We start from the raw sequence: 20,245 nt of genomic DNA on the forward strand, positions 1-20,245 counted from the left end.
CTTTCCTGCCATTAATATTGGTAACAAGACTATTCGTCCTCGAAGAAGGACTGTAAAAGCTTGCGTGGGTCTGGCTTTTTCCAGTAAAACTGATGCGCTGCAAGAGACTGTTCTGTTAGGGTGCAAACCGGCGTAATCCGGAACGGCACCTGCATCAGGCGATAATATTGCGATAACAAAGGCGCGATTTTTACGCCATCCGCAGAACGGGAACGCTCCTTTAAATGCTGTTCAAAGGTTTCCCGGTCAACCTCCTGAAAACTTTTGCCCAACTGCGCGAGAATTTCCCGGATTGGCAGCACCTGCGGATTAAACAGGTGATAAACCGGCCCGCAGGACTGCATCAGAAGAACGGCAGCCCGCGCACATTCATCTACTGCGGTCATCTCCAAAGGGAGCTGCGCTAAATCAGTTGAAATTTTACTCAAGCAGCAGATTCCGCTCACTAGTCCCCAGAACGCATTTGTGGAGGCGTTTTTCTGGAACACGCCGTCGCTGCTGCGCCCAACCAGCCTGCCGATTCGCAAAATAACGGCAGACAGGCCGTTTTGAGCCGCCTCGCGGACAAGCTGCTCTGCGGCGTATTTTCCGCGCAGATAAACATTGTCACGCCAGTTCTGCCCGATTTCAAAGTCCTGTTCTGTAAAATCTCGGACTGTTTTAGGTGAGCCGAGCAGGTATTCCCCACCCAGGCTGATTGTCGAAATATGGATCAGTTTCGCCTGCGCTCTGCGGGCAAAGGAAATCGCGTTTGCTGTTCCCCCGCGATTGGTCAGCTCAGCCAGACCATCGCTGGCGTAATGCCGTACGTCAGCCGCGGCATGAATAACATAGGAGATCTGCTTAGAAAGCTCTTCGGACAGTGTATCGGGGATGCCGAATCCTGGCTGCAGCAAGTCGCCCTGTATGGGTACGATCTTAGCGCGATTTGATTTCAGCCATCCGCTGCCAAAATACCAGGCCAATGTCTCGTATAGCCTGGCTGGGTTTTCCCCGCGAACAAGGGCGAATAGCTTGGGATATCCCTCGTCTAACAACGCCCGGATCAAATGGGAGCCAAAAAATCCGGTTCCGCCCGTCAGGAAAACAGCTTCCTTTGAAGATGCCGTAATGACCTGCGGCTGAATATCCGTTTTGGGGGAGATGGCAGGCGGCTCTGCAGCCTGCAGGGTGATCTCCGCCATCTTTGCCTGTGTTTCCTCTTTAAGTCCAAAAAAGGAGAGCTGGGCTTGGAGCGTTGGATGCTCATAAAATTCTGCAAGGGTCATAGAAAGCCCCTGATTAAAGTAGCTGCTTAAAAGGGTTAGTGCGGCAAGCGAGGTGCCGCCCTGTTCAAAAAAGGAAATTTGCGGATCAATCTGCTCTTTCGAGAGCACCTCTGCCCAGAGGGATTCCAGCGAGCTGTTTTCCGGCATTTCCGGCGCCGGAAAAACAGTCTTATTGTCCGTATGCCCCTGCGGTGTTTCAGTAGGAATAGATTCCGGCACACTAGCGGGCGGCGTGTCTGTTGTTTCTGGTTGTTCGGGTGCCCAGTTTTCCAGCTTTTTCAAATCCAATTTTCCGGAAGCGGTGCAGGGAAGTGCTGACAGCAGATGAATTTCCGAGGGAACCATATAAGCGGGCAATTCTTTTTTGAGGTAACCGCGCAGGGCCGCAGCATCAAAGCTGCAGCCTGGTTTTCCTTCTACAAAGGAGGCCAGTACCATAAAACTGCCGTCCTTTTTAACGATGGTCGCTGCATGGGCTGCATAGCCGGAATCCAGAATTTTTTGTGTGATTTCACTTAGCTCGATCCGCTGGCCGTTTAATTTTATCTGATGATCCCGCCTGCCCAGGAAATCAATCCTTCCGTCGGGCAGAAGACGGACGATATCCCCGCTCCGGTACATGGTTGCGCCGGGGAAGAAGGGATCGGGAAGGAACATTTCCTTAGTAAGATCCTTCCGTCCTACATAGCCGTTTGCGACACAGTCACCCGAAAAATAGAGCTCACCGCTTGCGGTAGGCATGACGGGGCGCATCGCCTCATCCAGGACATATCCGCGGCAATTCGGATACATCCGCCCAACAGTAATCCGGTCGGCATGGGTGACTTCGTCCATAGTGCAGTAGACGGTAACCTCAGTCGGGCCGTAAAGATTGAAAATTCTCTGGCATTTGGCGTCCCGCAGCATTTGCAGGAGCTGTGGAGGCAGCACCTCGCCGCACATCATGGCAACCGGCATACTTTGGATTGCCTCAAAAAACACATGGTTATTCAGGAAAAGCTGGGCTCGGGACGGAGTGAATTCAATCATCCCAACACGGTGTTTGGTAATGAGCTCCGCAACCTTCCAGGGAAGCATCATTTCCTCTTCATCCGCCATGACGGAATATTTCCCATATGCCATAGCAATCAGCGTTTCAGTGGTAAAAATATCGAAGATCGAATTGGCAGTGCACAAAAAGCCGCCGTCTATGCTCGAAAGGATAGGATCGAGCACCGCGATGAGGTTGCAGATTGACCGATGCCGGATCATAACGCCCTTTGGATTTCCGGTTGAGCCGGAGGTGAAAAGGATGAAACAGGTGTCGTCAATATCCCGCCCCTCGGGTGGCTGAAAGGCGCGGGGACTTTCATAGGACGGGTTAATCTCCATAAAGCGGCAGGGAAGCTCCTGCGGCAGGTTCTCCATAGTTTTCTGATCGCAGAGCGTTAAGGTGACGCCGCTGATTTCAACCATATAATGCAGACGGTTTTCCGGGAAATTGGGCAGCATCGGAACATAGGCGGCGCCTGTTTTCAGCACAGCCATCATAGCGACCGGAAGTTCCGGTCCCCTCCGGCAGAGCAGGCCGACTGCGTCCCTCGGCCCAATCCCCTGTTCAAGAAGCAAGGCGGCCAAAGCGTCGGAACGGGCCTTCAGCTCCGAGAAGGTCATCACTTCATCATGGAAGATGAACGCCGGAGAATCCGGAAGCATTTCCGCCATCGCGTCGACCTGCCGGTCAATCGGGAGATCGGAATAGGGAAGATGATAATGGCTTGGACGCTCAAAAAGGCGGTAACGGTCTGGCGCAGAAACCGCACTCAGGTTTTCCAGCAGGCAGGAATCATCCCGCAGGATTTCTCTGACTATAGTAATTAGACTTCTGGAATAGAGGGAAACTGTATCTGCGGCAAAAAGATGATCCGCATATTCCAGCCGGAACTGATAGCATCCGCCGGATTTGGCAACCTCCAGATTCAGATCTACCTTCGCGCTTTTTGCCGGGACAGGCTCAGGTGCTGCTGTTTGGCCCGCAAAAGTAAAGCCGTCCACCTCAACCGGGCGCATGGAAATAATGGTATTATAAAGCGGATTCTGCCCTTGTACCCGTTCCGTACCGGAGAGGGTGACAATTTCATCCAGTGGAAAAAACGGATGGTCAAGCAGACCGACGATAGTGTCCTTTACAGCCGCCAGATAATCGGCGAGTGTAAGCCCCTCTTTCGGGGTAAGGCGCAGTGGCAGAGTGTTGACAAACAGGCCGGCAGTTTCCGAAACAGACGGATAACGACGGCTGGAAACAGGCGTTCCGACAAAGAAATCCTTGCTGCCGGAAAGCTTGGACAGGAAAACTCCGAAGGCGGCGGCAAAGAACATATAAGGAGTCAAACCGCGCTGTTCGCAATATTGTTCACAGGAGAGGCTTTCCGCTTCACTGAGTGAAAAAGAAAGCTCTGTTCCGGTGTAGTCGAACTGTTTTGGCCGGGGAAAGTCGGTCGGGATGTCCGGCAGGGAAGGTGCGTTTTGCATCTGTTCCTGCCAATAGCCGCGTTCCTCACCGGACAGCCGCGCGCTGTTTTCCTTGAGCCACTGAGCATAATCAAGGTAGGTAATATTCGGCAGGGACAGTGTCTCGCCGCGATAGAGCATGTCTAGATGCTGGAGAGTCGCCGCGGCAGTTACCGCGTCGCCGGCAATGTGATGCAGGTCGACCATGATTACCGCCTCATCCTGGCCGGACTGCCACAGGGCGGCTCTTAACAGGGGTGGACGCGACAAATCAAAGGGGCGGATAAACGCCTCTTTGGCTTCTTCTAATGGAATATCCCGGTAGATAGTAAAATCAGCCCTGCAGATTTCGCAGATCTTTTGCCCGATCCCATCTTTCTGCGGTAGAAACGCCGCCCGGAAGAGAGGTTCCAGATCAATCAGCTTTTGTACGGCAGCCTCCAGTCTCATCGGGTCAATCGGCCCGGCCACATGGAATCCGCACGGCATATTGTAGGAGGTGCTGTCAGGCGACATCTGCGTTTCAAAATAGATGCCAAGCTGTGCCGGCGTTAAAGGATAGACTTCCAACGGCGCGGACTTTTGGATTTCAGCGTAGGATGGCTCTGGTTCTCCTGCGCCTTCCAGCCGGGTTGCAAGGCGGAGCGCTGTCCGGCAGGCATACAGGTCTGCAACGCGCAGCCGCACCCCAAACACTGATTCGAGCTCAGAGAGGGTTTCCAGCGCATTGAGCGAGTCTCCGCCGCAGAGGAAATAATCGTCCGAGGCCGATAGGTCAGCACGCTTCAGCACATTCTGGAAAACTGATAAAACCGTTTGGGCGGCGGCGCTGGCGGTTGCCTGCCCTGTATAGCTTTTCTGGATCACCGGGAAAGGAAGGCGGGCATAGTCCACCTTGCCGTTCGGCGTCAACGGGACGGAGGGAATTGACTGGAAAATCGCGGGGATCATGTATCCCGGCAGATAGGTCGCAGAAAATTCCAGCAGTTCGGATTCAGTTACAAACTGGCCGGCAGCATAATAGGCGACCAGCATCGACTGACCGTCTACATTCAACAACCGTACCACAGCCTGGCGGATCGCCGGATGCTGCATCAGGCAGGATGCGATTTCATCCAGCTCGATCCGCTGTCCGCGCAGCTTGACCTGCCCGTCTTCCCGGCCCTTGAGAATCAGTTCGCCGTTTTCTGTCCAGGCGGCAAGATCTCCGGTTCGGTAAATCCGTTCCTCCGGCTCGAATGGGCTGGGCAGGAATGCTTTGTCAGTAAGCTCGGGAGCGTTGTGATAGCCGCGTCCGACACAAAGCCCCCCAATGTATAAATCCCCATAAACACCGATTGGCAGGGGTTTTAAATGTTTGTCCAGAATGTAGCAGCGGCAGTTTCGCATCGGCGCGCCGACACTGATCACCGGAACCGCGTTAAGAAGACTGGTACTGACTCCAATCGTGGCTTCGGAGGGGCCGTATTGGTTATAAATCCTTGCGCCGGTACATCTGGAAAGGGTTTTTAATAGGCTGCTCGGGAATGCTTCGCCGCCGCAGATGATCGATTCCAAACGATTGGCAGCGCGGAAAAAGTCCGTATTTTTCAAATAAGCGGTCAGACGCGAAGGAGTAACCGCCAGGAAACCGACACCATAGGACTGGATCAGTGCCGCGATTTGAGCCGGATCCTCCTGTGCCTCCTCCGTCGGGAGGACAATGGTCTGCCCGTTTAACAGGGAGACAATGCTCTCGAGAAGGAAAGCGTCAAAGCTGATGTTGCATAGGGAAAGTACAGCTCCCTTTCCGTAAAAGGGACGCATAGATTCAGCGAAATTCAAAAGGGACTGCTGTTCAATTTCCACCCCTTTGGGTACTCCGGTGCTGCCTGAGGTATAGACAAGATAAGCAAGATCGTTCGGTTTTGCCGGACATTCCGGCAGCGGCCTGTTGCTTTTTTCTGGCAGTGTGTCGATATTGATCACCGGCACCTCACTGGACGGAAGCTGCTCCGAATGAGAAGCAGAGGTTAAAATAACTGACGCGCCACTGTCGGAAAGGATTTGTTCGATCCGTTTTTCCGGCAGGGAGGGAGAAAGAATTACAAACGCGTTTCCGCTGCGGACTGCGCCTGCGAGAGAAGCGAGCAGTTGGTAGGATTTCGGCAGGAATAAGGCGATAATCTCTTTGCCGTCCGGGAACAGGCGGAACAGTGCTTCTGAAACAGCACCCGCCTTTTGAGACAGCATATGATAGGAATACCGCTTTCCTTCCTCGATGACTGCGGCGCGGGAACCGAATGCCTGATAGATTTCGTCCAGCTTCTGACTGAGATTTCCACTGTAGCAGAAAGCTTCAGTACGGTTAAAGGAGTACAGAACCTTCTCCTCTTCCTCGGCGCCGAGGATCGAAAGCTTGTAGATGGGGAGACTGGGAAAGGATAGAGCCTGAGTCAGGATATTTATCAAATAATGGTGGAAATCCTCGATATCATATTTGGAGAATAACTGGGTTAGGTAATCATAGTTTACTGAATACCGGCGTTCATCCTCGATATTGTTTAAGTGGATGCAAAGATGCTCCGCCTGATATCCAGCGTAATGCCATTGCCCGGAGAGAACAATGGAGGTGTCCCGGTTGCGGTAGGCCTTGCTGTTATGGAAGGAGAGCACCAAATGGAACAGGCGGTTCAGGTCAGGATTATGCTCTTTAGCAATGGAGGTAATTTCTGAAAACGGGAAACGCTGGTGACGCAAAAGATCAAGCCAGTTTTCGGCCAGGTGTTCGTTAAATTCCTCAAAGCTCCAGTTCTCATCCAAACTGCTGAAGAAGGGGAGGGTGCTCACAAACATGCCGGTGGTCTGACGGTCGGTCACGTTGCTCCGGTTATGGATTGGGGAACCGATGCAGAGCTTTCCGATATTCTTTACCCGCTTGAGATAGATCGCAATCGCCATATAGAATACTGCGAACGGCGCAACCCGGCGGCTGGTACAGAAAGCGGTCAGAGCATGGTTCAGTGTATCGGAAAGAAGAAAGGTTTTCCGCAAGCCGACCGGACTCAGCTCCGCGTTGTTGTATTCCTTCAGAGACACCGGCTGAGGGAGATTCTGCAAGGTCTCTTCCCAAAATTTCTTATCTCTCAGGTATGCCTTGGAGCTGTGATATTTTGCCTCCTCCTCTACATGGAGCCGATAGCTCGGCGTGGGATCCAGCGTGACAGCTTCCCCGTTGAGCAGGGCAAGATAGGTCTGGGCGATCCGGTTAATCAGGGCAACCTGAGACCAGCCGTCGGAAATCAGGTGATGCGTTTTAATCAGCACGCCGCCCTCATGTTCCCCGATTTTCAGGATGGCAAAATAAAAAAGCGGCGCATTCAACACCGGCATCACCTCTTTGGTAATGCTGCTTTCCCAGTGCTGGATGCCCGTTTGATTGGTAGCCGAAAAGTCAAAAACAGGAAATTGCTGTTCGCGGTACTCCTGTTCATACTGCATCGGTATATGGTTGTCGTTTAATGTAATTTGAATTCTCAGAGAAGAATCCGACTGAAGGACAAGATTCAGGCACTCCTGCAGCAGGGCAATGTCAAAGGTTCCACGGATACGGATTGTCTCGCAGATATTGTTCATGGAGGTGCCGTGAAATGACTGCTCCAGAGCCCAAATATTCAGTTGACTGTTTGAGAGTGGATAACAATTCATTTTGCACGCAAATTCTTGCACAGAGGATAGCTCCTTTTGAGTGGATTTTCAGAAAAAAAGCCGATATGTATATTCAAAGATTATTATAAGCCTTTTATCTTCCAAATGCAACGTTTTCTTCCTGCTTTCCCGTAATTTTTGTACTCAAATTCGACAAAATTCACTTTATTCAGGCCGAGACTCTGATTTAAAAGTGGTTTTCAGCTTCTGAATCAAAAATTGCTTGACGTTCTTTTACGCTCCTTCTATAATAAATTTGAGAAAAGCCGCGGCCGGAATGGACGGAAAACAGCGGCTGGGGAAACGGGGGATGATGATGAGAAAAGCATTTAGGATGAAGCTGTTCCCGGGAATGGAAGGGGAATATGAACGGCGGCACAAGCTTCTCTGGCCGGAAATGAAGGAGATGATCCACCGGCATGGAGGAAAAAACTATTCTATCTTCCTTGATAAGGAAACACTGACCTTGTTCGGTATGATAGAAATTGAGGATGAGGCTCTCTGGAACGCCGGCGCGGATACACAGATTAATCGAAAATGGTGGGACTATATGGCCGATATCATGGAATGCAATCCGGATAACAGCCCAGTAACGGTGGATTTGACAGAAGTATTCCATCTGGATTAAAGGCAGGGTGACTGAGAATGAAATGGCTGGTTCGGCTTTTGAATAGTGTCCTTTTATTTTTGACAACTGACCTGATCCTGCTCTGTTCATGGTTTTCAGTTTCGCTATGGGTCGGTATTCCCGGCGGAGTCTGCCTGGCTGTACTTTTTGTGGTTATCAATATTGTGCCGCGGTACCGAGCCGCAAAAAACCGTTGGGCAGTGATGAATGACGGGAGAGAATTGGTATATCTGTTCCTGATTACTCTTGCCGCGAATATTGCGTTTCAGATTTGGTTTGGCATTGAGGTGTTCAGCAAACAGACAGGGCATGCGGCATTTTTTGTCAATTTGGTCTTCTGTATTGTGCTGGAGGCTGCTTTGGCTGTCAATGGGACGCTGCGAATTATCATCCTCTCCAAACAACTGGGAATGGTAAAAAAGGTGCTGTTTCTTTTTCTGTGGTGGCTCCCGATATTCAATTTGGTGCTGCTTTACCAAATGGTGCATACTGCCAAACAAGAATATGAGCTGGAAACAGAAAAGGAGGAGCTCAACAGTGTCCGGAAGGAAAACGAAATTTGCAGGACAAAATATCCTGTACTGATGGTACACGGGGTGTTTTTCCGCGACCTAAAATACTGGAACTACTGGGGCAGGATTCCAAAGGAGCTCAAGCGCAACGGCGCGGAGGTTTACTATGGGAATCAGCAGTCTGCGGCTTCGGTTGAGGAATGTGCAGTAGAGCTCAAAACCAGAATAGAAGAGGTGATGGCTGAGACCGGCGCGGAAAAGGTGAATATTATCGCCCACTCTAAGGGCGGGCTGGACTCACGCTATACGATCAGCCTCCTCGGTATGGATCACTATGTCGCCTCGCTGACTACCATCAATACGCCGCATAGGGGCTGCGCCTTTGCGGATTATCTGTTGCATAAAATCCCAAAATCGGTCTGTAATATGATTGCGCGGAAATATAATTCAGCGCTGAAAAAGCTGGGAGATCCGAATCCGGATTTTATGGCTGCGGTGCAGGACTTGACGGAGGAAAGCTGCCGGGCTTTTAATGAGAGGGTTTTGGACGCAGAGAATGTTTATTATCAGAGCACCGCTTCAAAGATGAGCAGGTGGAACAGCGCGCCTTTTCCACAGTGGATGAGCTACCTGCTGGTGAAGCACTTTGACAAGGATAACGACGGGCTTGTCGGGGTGCAGGCAGCAAAATGGGGAAGCAAATTCACTCTGCTGGAAACAAAGGGGCGGCGCGGAATTTCCCATGGGGATATGATTGATTTAAACCGGGAAAATATCAAGGGCTTCGACGTGCGGGAATTTTATGTCGGAGTAGTTCACGGCCTAAAGGAAATGGGCTTTTAGAATAGAGACGAGAAACAGGGAGATTCCTGTTTCTCTTTCTTTTTTGCCGGAGATATGATAGAATATAGGGCAAGGATACGTCATGATGCAAAGGAAGAAAGAGGGAAACCGAATGGAGCCGTTTCAGTTAAAATATGGAGATACCACAGTATCGCTCGATTTAAGCGGGGCAAATTCTGTCACCGTCCTGCAGGGAAAACCGCCGGAGGAGATTGAAGATCTGGCCGGTGCGTTCCGCCGCGCGGTGACGGAGGAATGCGTTGGCAGCGCGCCGCTTTCAGATTTGATCGGGCGCGGGGACGAGGTCACAGTGATCATCAGCGATATCACCCGTTACTGGATGCGGCAGGATCTGATCTGTGAGCTGCTAGTCGATTATCTGATAGAGGAAATCGGACTGAAGGCGGAGCAGATTGTCATTTTGGTAGCGCTGGGAACCCACCGCCCGATGACCGGAGAGGAGCTGGAAAAGCTGACCGGGAGCCGGGTATTTCATCTAGTACGGGTAGTCAACCATGATTGTATGGCGGCTGACCTCAAATATCTGGGACTGACCAGCTTTGGAACGCAGGTTTTTGTCAATCCCCTGGTCTGCGGCCGCAAAGTAATTCTGATGGGAGGCACAGTACACCATCTGATGTCCGGGTTCGGCGGCGGCCGAAAGAGCATTCTGCCTGGCGTCAGCGCAAAATCGACCATCAACCAGAACCATTTGATGTGTCTTGACCCGCTGGAACCCCATTCGAGCGGCCTGATCGGAATGAGAAAGCTTAAAGGCAACCCTGTCAACGAGGATATGCTGGAGGCAGCCGCGATGGTAGCGCCGGTGTTTGGGATCAATCTCATTATGGGCAGTACAGGGAAACATGCAAAGCTGGTATGCGGGCACTGGAAAGCCGCCTGGGAGGAAAGCTGCCGGCTGGTGGACGAATATTTCGGCGTTCCGATCCGAAAAAAAGCGGATGTAGTTGTTGTAAGCTGCGGCGGCTTCCCGAAGGATATGAACCTTTATCAGGGGGTAAAGTCGCTGCTCAATGCGTCCCAGTGCCTGAAAGACGGGGGAACAATGATCTTTTTGGCGCGATGCGAAGAGGGCGGCGGCGCGCCCGACTTTTTCGACTGGATTGAATCTTTGAAAACCGATACGCTGGATCATGATTTGCGGGATCATTTCAGTATTGCGGGATATATTTTTTACGCAAGCTGTGAAGCGATCCGGCGCTGCCGGGTGCTGATGCTGACAGAGCTTTCCGCCGATACGCTGCGGGATATGCGTCTGCGGGGCTTTTTCTCCGTCGAGGAGATGATGGCGCAGGCTGACCTGGCGGGAAAAGATGTCTATGTCATGCCGATGGGAGGCAGCACTGTGCCGTACATGGTGGAAGGCTGAAATTTTTTTGAAAAAAGTATTGACAAAATTCTCTGAATGTGATTATACTATTATTAAACCAATGATGTGGAGATAAAACCGTATTACGCGCCTGCAGAGAGCTGGGGAGGATGGGAACCCGGCGGAAAAGCGGATCGGACAAATGGACTACGGAGGGCGCAGGGAAAAGGGTTTTCCTGAGTATGCTGCGACGCAACACCGGCGTTATCGGGTGAAGAGTGTGTTGGCATTCTGATGAGTTGGGCGTTATTTTAACGTCAAACAAGGTGGTACCGCAGATGGTTCGCATCTGTCCTTGTATTAAGGACAGATGCTTTTTTATTGCTCTGAGCCCTGTTTGCTGGAAGAAGCAGGGTGCCGGATTCATCTGATCCTCCGTCAAAAGCCAAACAGATCAATCAACTATTTTGAAAAGGAGATCAAACGTATGAAAAAGAAAAATTTACTCCAAAAAGCAATTGCCCTGATTTTAACCGGCACATTGGTAATAGGGATGACCGCCTGCGGAGAATCCGGCGGACAGGATCAATCCGGTTCGGCCGGCGGAGAAAAGCTGACTGTTGGGATTGTCCAGATGGCGGATAACGGCGCGTTTACCGATATGCGCGAGGGCTTTTTAAACCGGCTGGAGGAGCTCGGCTACACCGAGGATAAGCTGGAGGTCAATTATAAAAACGCGCAGGGCGACGCGACAAATTTAAACTCCATCTGCCAGGAAATGGTGGATGCGGATGTAGACCTGGTTGCCGCGATCGCAACTCCTTCCGCACAGGCGATGGTGAATATGGGGAGCGATATCCCAGTGATCTTCATTTCCGTTTCAAACCCGGTAGGCGCCGGAATCATCTCCGATATGGAGCATCCCGATATGAATGCGACCGGAACTTCCAACGCGATCCCGGTAGATGAAATGTTTAAGCTGTCCGATCAGCTCACCCCGGGCAAAACGACCTACGGTCTGCTTTATAACACCAGCGAGGTTAATTCTGTTACCACCATAGAGAGCGCGAAAGAATACATGGACGCAAACGGAATCAAATATGAAGAAGCGGTTGTAACAAACTCCAGTGAGGTACAGCAGGCGGCGCAGTCCCTGGTGGGGAAGGTTGACGCGATCTTCGTCCCGAACGACAGCGTTGTCCAGACCGCAATGCCTCAGGTGGCACAGGTTGCACGGGAAGCAAAAATCCCGGTTTACGGCAGTTCCGCCGTCATGGTTTCTTCCGGCGCGTTTGCAACCATCAGCATCAGCGATACCGAGATCGGCGCGATCAGTGCCGATATGGCCGACAAATATTTTAAAGGGACTGCAATTGCTGATATCCCTGCGGTTGTCGTGGATCAATTCACCACTGTAATCAATACGGATACCGCAGACGCAATCGGCGTTACGCTCTCTGATGATGTAAAAGCTGCCGCCACCCTGCTGACTGACGCAGACGGCGCGGAATAAATCATCATTGTATTTATCTTTTCATATTGAACAGCAGAAAGGATGTACCCGCTATGACATTAGTCATCGGTTCTTTACAGCTTGGCCTTATCTACGGCCTGCTGGCACTGGGCGTTTATATTACCTTCCGCATCCTGAATATTCCGGATTTGACGGCAGACGGAAGCTTTACCCTGGGGCTTGCGGTCTCCGCCTCCTTTACGGTGGCGGGGCATCCGTATCTCGGCATCTTGGCGGCCTTTTTGGCAGGCGCCGCAGCAGGATGCGTCACCGGATTTTTACAGACAAAGGTTGGAATCCATCCGATCCTGGCGGGGATTCTGACAATGAGCGGGCTTTACTCTGTTAATCTTTTTGTATTGGGAGCAAAGAGTAATCTTTCCCTGATCGGAACAGACACCCTGTTTAATAAGGTGCTGGGAACAATGCCGTTTCTTGGGAAGGACGGTTCCAAGCTGCTGATTGGGTTTGTTTTCGCGGCGGTTTGCGCAGCAGTCCTGATCTGGTTCTTCAAGACGCAGCTGGGACTTTCCATCCGTGCGACCGGGAATAATGAAGATATGGTGCGCGCTTCTTCTATTAATGTAGATGTGGTGAAGATCATTGCGCTGGCGATTGCCAACGGCTGTGTCGGCCTCAGCGGTGCTGTGATTGCGCAGTATCAGGGCTTTGCGGACATCAGCTCCGGAGTGGGGATGGTGGTTGTCGGGTTGGCGTCTGTCATCATTGGGGAGGCAATTATGGGAAAGCGCTCGGTTACGGTCGGATTGGTATCCGCCATTGCCGGTTCCCTGGTTTACCGGCTGATTATTGCTTTGGCGCTGAAAACCAGCTTTTTCCCATCCTATATGCTCAAGCTGGTATCCGCGATTATTGTAGCGGTCGCGCTTGCAGTCCCTGCTGTCAAAAGAATAATTCAGCTGCATAAAATCCGGAAAGGAGGGAACCGGAATGCTTAAGATTGAACATGCGGATAAAACCTTTTTGGCCGGTACCCCAAATGAGCATCATGCGCTTTGTGATGTCAGTTTGTCTCTGGGGCGGGGAGAATTTGTCACACTGATCGGTACCAACGGAGCAGGGAAATCAACCCTGATGAATGCGGTCAGCGGAAATTTTTGGCTGGACAAAGGGACAATCACCCTGGACGGAGAGGATATTACCTATAAAAAGGAGCATAAACGCGCTTCCCAGATCGGACGGCTGTTTCAAGATCCGATGAAGGGCACAGCGCCGGATATGACAGTGGAGGAAAACCTTGCAATCGCCTATGCGCGGAGCAAGCGGGGGGCTTTTCAATTGGCGCTGAAGAAAGCGGACAGCGTGTTTTTCCGCCAATCACTTGCAGACTTTGGCTTGGGGTTGGAGGACAGAATGAAAACCAAGGTGGGACTGCTCTCCGGAGGGCAGCGCCAGGCTGTCACCCTGCTGATGAGCACCATTGCCCAGCCGAAGCTGCTGCTTTTAGATGAGCATACCGCCGCACTTGACCCGTCAGCGGCAGAAAAGGTACTGCAGATTACCAACCAGATTGTAAAAAAGCAAAACTTAACTACCCTGATGATTACCCACAATATCAGCCAGGCGCTGAAGATGGGCGACCGGACGGTGATGATGAACGCGGGGAGAATTATCCTTGACCTCTCCGGAGAAGAACGGAAAAATATGACGGTTCCGGAGCTTCTGGAACTCTACGCACAGAAAAATAATGAGGAACTGGATAACGACCGGATGCTGTTTTCCTAAGTGATGAGCGATATGTTTTAAAAAAATCCTGTGGGGCGCCGCAGGATTTTTGCTTTCAAGGACGTTGACAAGCCTTGATAAAGCGTTTATCATAGGATGCAGAAAGGGTGATGGGATGCAGCAGGAGAAAACAAGACGGGTGACATTGCGGGATATCGCCGCAAAGACGGGATTTTCGGTAAATACGGTTTCCCATGCGCTGAAAGACCAGCCCGATATTTCTGATAAAACCAAGCGGCTGATTCGAAAAACCGCACAGGAAATGGGATATATCCGGAATTCGTCGGCAGTGTTCCTCCGTTCCGGCGTCAGCAAGTCCATTGCGATTGTGCTGGGCGATCTTTCAAACCCGTTATTTGCCATTATGGTAAAGGGACTGGAGGTACGGCTGAAGGAGAAGGGCTATGTTTCCTTTGTGATTAATACCGAAGAGGATAAGGCAACCGAGCGGATGGCGCTGGAAATGGCACTTGAGAAAAACGTAGACGGGATTATCCTGTGTCCCTCTCCGGACGGGCGGGAAAATGTTGCTTTTTTACAGCAGCAGGGTGTCCCGTTTGTACTGCACGGGCGGTATTTCCGGGATATGGATACCAGCGCGGTGCTGTATGATGACCAGCGCTGCGGCTATCTTGCTACCCGGCATCTGTTACAGGAAGGGCATCGGAAAATCCTGTTTATCAACGCGCCGCTCTCGGTTTCCAGTGCGCAGGAGCGGTTAAACGGATATTACGAGGCGCTGTCGGAATTTGGAGTAGGGCAGGCACAGGTAGCGACAGTTACCCTGTCCCCGGGTCAGCGGCTGGAGCAAATCCGGCACGCGCTGTTTGAAGAATATGATTATACTGCCGTGGTGGCGTTCAGCGATATGATTGCCCTGGAGGTGATTTCTCTCCTTCAGGAACAGCAGATTTCTGTGCCGGGAGATATTTCGGTAGTCGGGTTTGACAACATCCAGTCAAACTATCTCCTGCCGACCCAGCTAACAACAGTGAGCAGCTCCAAATCGCTGATGGTAAGGAAATCGGTTGAGCTATTGATCGACCAAATTCAGCGCCATCATAAGGATTCGATCCGCCTGGTGCTTCCGGCTGAAATTAAGATTAGAGAAACAACCAAAACAAAAGCCTGATCTTTGGTAATAGTACTGAAAAGATAAGCCGCCGCTTGACAGCAGGCTTGTTTTTTTATACAATTACATTAACGTTAATGGATAAATGTAGGGAGGCATCTGAATGGGAACTGGAATCGCGATCTGCGGGAATATTTTTATCGACCATGTCAAGACGGTGGATACCTTCCCGGAGGAAGGTATGCTTGCCAATATCCGGGCGCAGGATCACTGCGTCGGCGGATGTGTCAGCAACACCATTATCAACCTTTCCAAGCTGGAGACGGATGATCCGCTCTACGCAGTAGGATGCGTCGGCCGGGACAGCGACGGCGATTATCTGCTTGATGTCCTGCGCGGATGCGGAATCAATACCGAATATGTTTCAGTCAAGGAGAATGGAGCTACCGGATTTACTGACGCGGTGGTTTCACTGAAAAACCACACCCGAACCTTCTTTAATTTTCAGGGAGTCAACGAGGGGTTTAGCCCTGGGGATATTCCCATTGATTCCATGAACGTTAAAATGGCACATCTGGGGTATGCCCTCCTGCTTAACGCAATGGATCAGGAGGATCCGGAATATGGTACAGTCATGGCGCGTGTGCTTCATAGCTTGCAGGAAAAAGGGATTAAAACATCGATTGATGTGGTGAGCGAGGATGGAGAACGGTTTCAAAAGGTGGTATCTCCATCGTTAAAATATTGTTCTTACCTGATCGTTAATGAGATCGAGGCGGGGATGATAGCCGGAATACCGGCGCGGGATCCAAGCGGTGTACTGAGGGAAGAAGCGATTCCTGAAATCTGCCGCAGGCTCTTTGTCTGCGGCGTAGCGGAATGCGTGATCATTCACTGCCCGGAAGCGGGCTATTATATGGATCGGAACGGGGATTTCTGTTCGCAGAAATCGCTGATCCTTCCGGAAGGATTTATTGTCAGCAGCGTTGGGGCGGGAGACGCCTTCTGCGCCGGAGCGCTGTATGGCTTGTACCATGAACTGCGGCCGCAGGAAATCTTAAAGATCGGGAATGGGGCGGCGGCCGCCTCCCTTTCCGGTGACAGCTCTATCAATGGCCTAACTGGAATGGAGCAGGTCAACCGGCTGAATCAACAATACGGTCAGTAACAGGAGGTAAGAAAAGATGCTGGTTAACTTACAGGAAATTATGAAATTTGCAGAGGAAAAGGAAATCGCAGTCGGCGCGTTTAACACACCTTGCTTTGAAAGTCTCTGCGCAGTGATTGAAATGGCGGAGCAAAAAAATGTACCGGTGATTATCGAACATGCAGAGGTTCATTTCCCATGCGGCCCGCTGCATCAGATCGGCCCGGTGATGGTGGACTTTGCAAGGCGCGCTAAGGTGCCTGTATGCGTCCATCTGGATCATGGCACCTCAATGGAGGTGTTGGAGCAGGCTGTGGAGCTGGGCTTTACTTCTGTGATGTTTGACGGTTCTGCGCTTCCCTATGAGGAAAACAAGGCGGAAACCAGGCAAGTGGTAAAATATGTCCACAGCCACGGCGTTTCGTTGGAAGCGGAGCTTGGATGTATGGCGACTGTCGGCGGCACAGAAGGAATGTATACTGACCCTGCGCTTGCGGCCGATTTTGTCTCGGCGACTGGTGTGGATGCGCTTGCAATCGCATTTGGAACAGCACACGGGATTTATGCTAAAACCCCTGTCCTGAATTTTGACATTATCAGCGAGGTGAAAAAGGCGGCGAACCTTCCGCTTGTCATGCATGGCGGCTCCGGCGTCGCAGACGAGGATTATGTCACTGCAATTCAGCGGGGTATCCGGAAAATCAATTATTATTCCTATATGGGAGCAGGAGCCTATCAGAAAGCCCTGGAATACGGGCGAGAACATCCGGAGAACAGTCATCTGTTCCAGGAGCTGTCAAAAGTGGCGGCTGATACCATGAAGGAATACCTGGATCATATCATGGATGTCTTTTACCGATTAAAATAACAAGATAAAAAATCCAAAGAAAGGAAAGCTTTGCAGAAGCAAAGCATGGTGAGGAAGATGAACAAACCAACCTGCACATTTGCCGAATGGCAAAAAAACCCTGAAATTTATCAGATTAACCGTATGGATGCCCATTCCGTTACCGTTCCGTATGATACGGAGGAAATGGCGAAACGCTATTCAATCAAGGATTCCGCCTACTACTGCTCCTTAAATGGAAACTGGAGGTTCCGGCATGTTACCTGCCCTAAAGACGCGCCGCAGAACTTTTATCAGGAGGGATTTGACATTTCCTCCTGGGATGAGATTGAGGTGCCGCTGTCCTGGCAGATGGCGGGCTATGGAAGAAAGCAGTACACCAACACCGCCTATCCATGGGAGCAGGAGGAAGAGGTTATGCCGCCCTTTGCTCCGCAGAACTATAATGAAACCGGTTCCTATGTCACTGAATTTGAACTGCCGGAGCGATTTGCAGGGAAACAGGTGATTCTGTCCCTTCAGGGTGTTGAAAGTGCGTTTTACCTCTGGGTCAACGGCGAATTCGTCGGTTATGCGGAGGATACCTATACTCCCTCGGAATTTGATATTACCGGTTATCTGAAAGAAGGAAAAAATAGAATTGCCATGCGGGTACACCAATGGTGCACCGGGAGCTGGCTGGAAGACCAGGATATGTGGCGGCTAGGCGGAATTTTCCGGGATGTTTACCTCTATGCGGTAGAGCCGGATCATATCATTGACTTCCGGGTTGACTATGATTTGGACAATACATATCGGGATGTGAACGGTACCTGCCGGCTGACCTATCTTTCGGAAGAACATCCGGCGACAGCCCTTCGCCTTTATGCGCCCGATGGTTCTCTTGCCTTTGAAACGGAAATTCCGGCAGGAAACAGCGCGGATAAAAAAGCGGAAATTTCTTTCAAGCTGGAGAATCCATTGAAATGGAGCGCGGAAAAGCCGCATCTCTATACCGTTGTCCTGCTGACCAAAAAAGCGGACGGCACGCTTAAGGAGGCTGTCTCCGGGAGAGTTGGCTTCCGGAAACTGGAAATTAAGGACAATGTCTATTATATTAATGGGCAGAGGATCATCATCAAGGGGATGTGCAAGCACGAGATTGATATGTACCGCGGCCGGGCAGTCTCCTACGACCGTCTGGTATCCGACATCAAGCGGATGAAAGCCTGCAATATCAACGCGGTTCGCACCAGCCACTATCCCTATCAGAAGGAATGGCAGGATCTCTGCGATGAGTATGGAATGTATGTGGCGGATGAAGTGAATCTGGAGTCTCACGGAACCTGGTTCAACGACCAGGTAGAAATCGGGATTACTCAGCCGGGAAACGAGATGGTTTGGGAGGACGTTCTGCTGGATCGCTGCGCGAACCTGTTTGAACGGGATAAGAATTCCCCGAGCGTCGTATTCTGGTCGTTGGGAAATGAATCCTTCGGCGGAGAAGTGCTCGCTTCCATGTACCGCTACTTTAAGGAAACCGACCCATCCCGGCCAACCTTTTATGAAGGAACCTTCCATTGCCGGGAATATGATTTTGTAACAGAATTTGAAAATCAGATGTACATGCGGCCCTGGGAAATGGTGGAGTATACCAAAAACGATCCGAAAAAGCCGTTTATCTCCTGCGAATATGAGGTCTGCCCGGGTACCAGTCTCGGAAATGTCGATGAATATATCGACCTGTTCGACACCTATCCGGAGCTGCAGGGCGCCTATATGTGGAGCTGGCGGGACAGCGGGCTGCTTGGCTATACCCCGGACGGGAAGCCCTATGCAGCATACGGCGGCGACTTCGGCGAGCGCCTGCATGACGATATTTTCTGCTGTAACGGAATGCTGCTGCCGGACAGCTCCGATACGCCGAAGGTATTAGCGGTTAAGCACGCCTACCGCAATGTCAATATCCGGTTGATCCACGCGGCGACCGGCCGAATTGAAATTTATAATAAATTCTTGTTTACCAATTTAAATGAGTATGAGCTTGCCTGGGAAATTCTCAAAGACGGAACCGCCTGCGCGAATGGGGAAGCCTGCGTCGATCTGGAACCGCTGACTAGGGGGCGCGTAAACCTCTGGGAAGAAAGCCCGGTTGATGTAACAGACGGGCATGAATATCTGCTGACCGTTTATGTAACTGCAAAGAACGAGACAAACTATGCAGAAGCCGGTTTTGTCGACTGCGTCCAGCAGATGAGACTGAATCATCCGTATCCGGCTTATACCATCAAAGCGGAGACTAAGGGCGAATTAAAAGTAACCCGCACCTTTGGATCCCTGTTTGTTGATGGGGCGGATTTCCGGATTGTCTTTGCGGCTCGTGTCTGGGGCACGCTGGCCTCCTATCAGAAAAACGGAGTAGAGTATCTTGAAAAGGATATGAAACCGAATTTCTGGAGGGCGATTACTGACGTTGACCTGGGGAACGGAACACAGATTCGCTGTGCACCGTGGAAATATGCGGCGAAAAAACCGGCTTTAACCGGCTTTGAATTTGTCCGTGACGAAGACCGCGTGATTGTAACAGCGCGCTATGACTTGCTGACAGACCCGGTTGCTAAGCTGTCTACTACCTATACGATTTTAGTGGATGGGACGATTTCGGTAGAGATGAATTTCGATGTGCCGGAGGGACTGCCGGAGCTGCCGTCACTTGGCTATATGCTTCAGTTGAGTCCTCAGATGAACCAGATGGAATGGTACGGGAACGGCCCAATCGACAGCTACTGGGATCGCAAGGACGGAACCTATGCCGGAATTTGGAAAGATAAAGTGGAAAACCGCTTCATCCAGTATGTCCGGCCGCAGGAATGCGGGAATGTCACCGATGTCCGATGGATGACTGTAACAAATGAAGAGAACCACGGCTTTAAATTCTGGAGCCGCGATCTGCTGGAAATCTGTGCGCTGCCCTATTCGCCGGATCAGATTGAATCCGCAGATCATCCGTATGAGCTTCCGCCGGCAGACGGTACCTATGTCAGGGTGAACTGGCATCAGATGGGTGTAGGCGGGGACGATAGCTGGGGCGGCATCGCGCATGAACCGTATCGGATGCGCGCCGGCAGGACCTACCGCTTCCAGTTCTATATGAAAGCATTATAAGAGGTACAATATGGCTAA

At 51.2% G+C, this 20,245-nt stretch carries 11 protein-coding genes; 10 read left to right on the top strand and 1 reads right to left on the bottom strand.

Features of this window, described 5'->3' with window-relative positions:
- Nucleotides 1–29: 29 nt before the first annotated feature.
- Nucleotides 30–7,445 (bottom strand): non-ribosomal peptide synthetase, encoded by a 7,416-nt coding sequence (locus tag CZ360_RS08860; protein ID WP_143530210.1) that lies wholly within the window; start codon nucleotides 7,443–7,445, stop codon nucleotides 30–32.
- Nucleotides 7,446–7,722: 277 nt separating this feature from the next.
- Between CZ360_RS08860 and rhaM the strand changes: the two genes are divergently transcribed.
- The 10 genes from rhaM to CZ360_RS08910 all read left to right on the top strand — a co-directional run bounded on the left by rhaM (nucleotide 7,723) and on the right by CZ360_RS08910 (nucleotide 20,227).
- On the top strand, nucleotides 7,723–8,073 hold the full coding sequence (rhaM, locus tag CZ360_RS08865; RefSeq protein WP_456085454.1) for an L-rhamnose mutarotase: 351 nt from the start codon (nucleotides 7,723–7,725) through the stop codon (nucleotides 8,071–8,073).
- Between the two features lie 17 nt (nucleotides 8,074–8,090).
- Entirely contained in the window at nucleotides 8,091–9,428 is a 1,338-nt protein-coding gene (locus tag CZ360_RS08870; RefSeq protein ID WP_077533855.1) for an esterase/lipase family protein, read from the top strand.
- 82 nt (nucleotides 9,429–9,510) lie between these two features.
- Nucleotides 9,511–10,818: a nickel-dependent lactate racemase family protein gene (locus CZ360_RS08875; protein ID WP_229408033.1), complete on the top strand. Its 1,308-nt coding sequence runs from the start codon at nucleotides 9,511–9,513 to the stop codon at nucleotides 10,816–10,818.
- 427 nt (nucleotides 10,819–11,245) lie between these two features.
- Complete coding sequence (locus tag CZ360_RS08880; protein WP_077534794.1) at nucleotides 11,246–12,271, top strand: ABC transporter substrate-binding protein; 1,026 nt, start codon at nucleotides 11,246–11,248, stop codon at nucleotides 12,269–12,271.
- Nucleotides 12,272–12,324: 53 nt separating this feature from the next.
- Nucleotides 12,325–13,230, top strand: a complete 906-nt coding sequence (locus CZ360_RS08885; RefSeq protein WP_077533857.1) for an ABC transporter permease — start codon at nucleotides 12,325–12,327, stop codon at nucleotides 13,228–13,230.
- On the top strand, nucleotides 13,223–14,017 hold the full coding sequence (locus CZ360_RS08890) for an ABC transporter ATP-binding protein (protein ID WP_077533858.1): 795 nt from the start codon (nucleotides 13,223–13,225) through the stop codon (nucleotides 14,015–14,017). The genes CZ360_RS08885 and CZ360_RS08890 overlap by 8 nt, the downstream gene beginning before the upstream one ends.
- A gap of 115 nt (nucleotides 14,018–14,132) precedes the next feature.
- Nucleotides 14,133–15,149 carry a LacI family DNA-binding transcriptional regulator gene (locus tag CZ360_RS08895; protein ID WP_077533859.1) on the top strand — a complete coding sequence of 339 codons (1,017 nt, stop codon included), beginning with the start codon at nucleotides 14,133–14,135 and terminating at the stop codon, nucleotides 15,147–15,149.
- A gap of 103 nt (nucleotides 15,150–15,252) precedes the next feature.
- Nucleotides 15,253–16,257 (top strand): carbohydrate kinase family protein, encoded by a 1,005-nt coding sequence (locus CZ360_RS08900; protein WP_077533860.1) that lies wholly within the window; start codon nucleotides 15,253–15,255, stop codon nucleotides 16,255–16,257.
- Nucleotides 16,258–16,273: 16 nt separating this feature from the next.
- Nucleotides 16,274–17,104, top strand: a complete 831-nt coding sequence (locus tag CZ360_RS08905; RefSeq protein ID WP_077533861.1) for a class II fructose-bisphosphate aldolase — start codon at nucleotides 16,274–16,276, stop codon at nucleotides 17,102–17,104.
- A 30-nt stretch (nucleotides 17,105–17,134) separates the two neighbouring features.
- On the top strand, nucleotides 17,135–20,227 hold the full coding sequence (locus tag CZ360_RS08910) for a beta-galactosidase, LacZ type (RefSeq protein ID WP_077533862.1): 3,093 nt from the start codon (nucleotides 17,135–17,137) through the stop codon (nucleotides 20,225–20,227).
- Nucleotides 20,228–20,245: the final 18 nt, after the last annotated feature.

The sequence above is a fragment of the Massiliimalia massiliensis genome, from assembly GCF_900155615.1.
GTDB classification, from domain to species: domain Bacteria; phylum Bacillota; class Clostridia; order Oscillospirales; family Ruminococcaceae; genus Massiliimalia; species Massiliimalia massiliensis.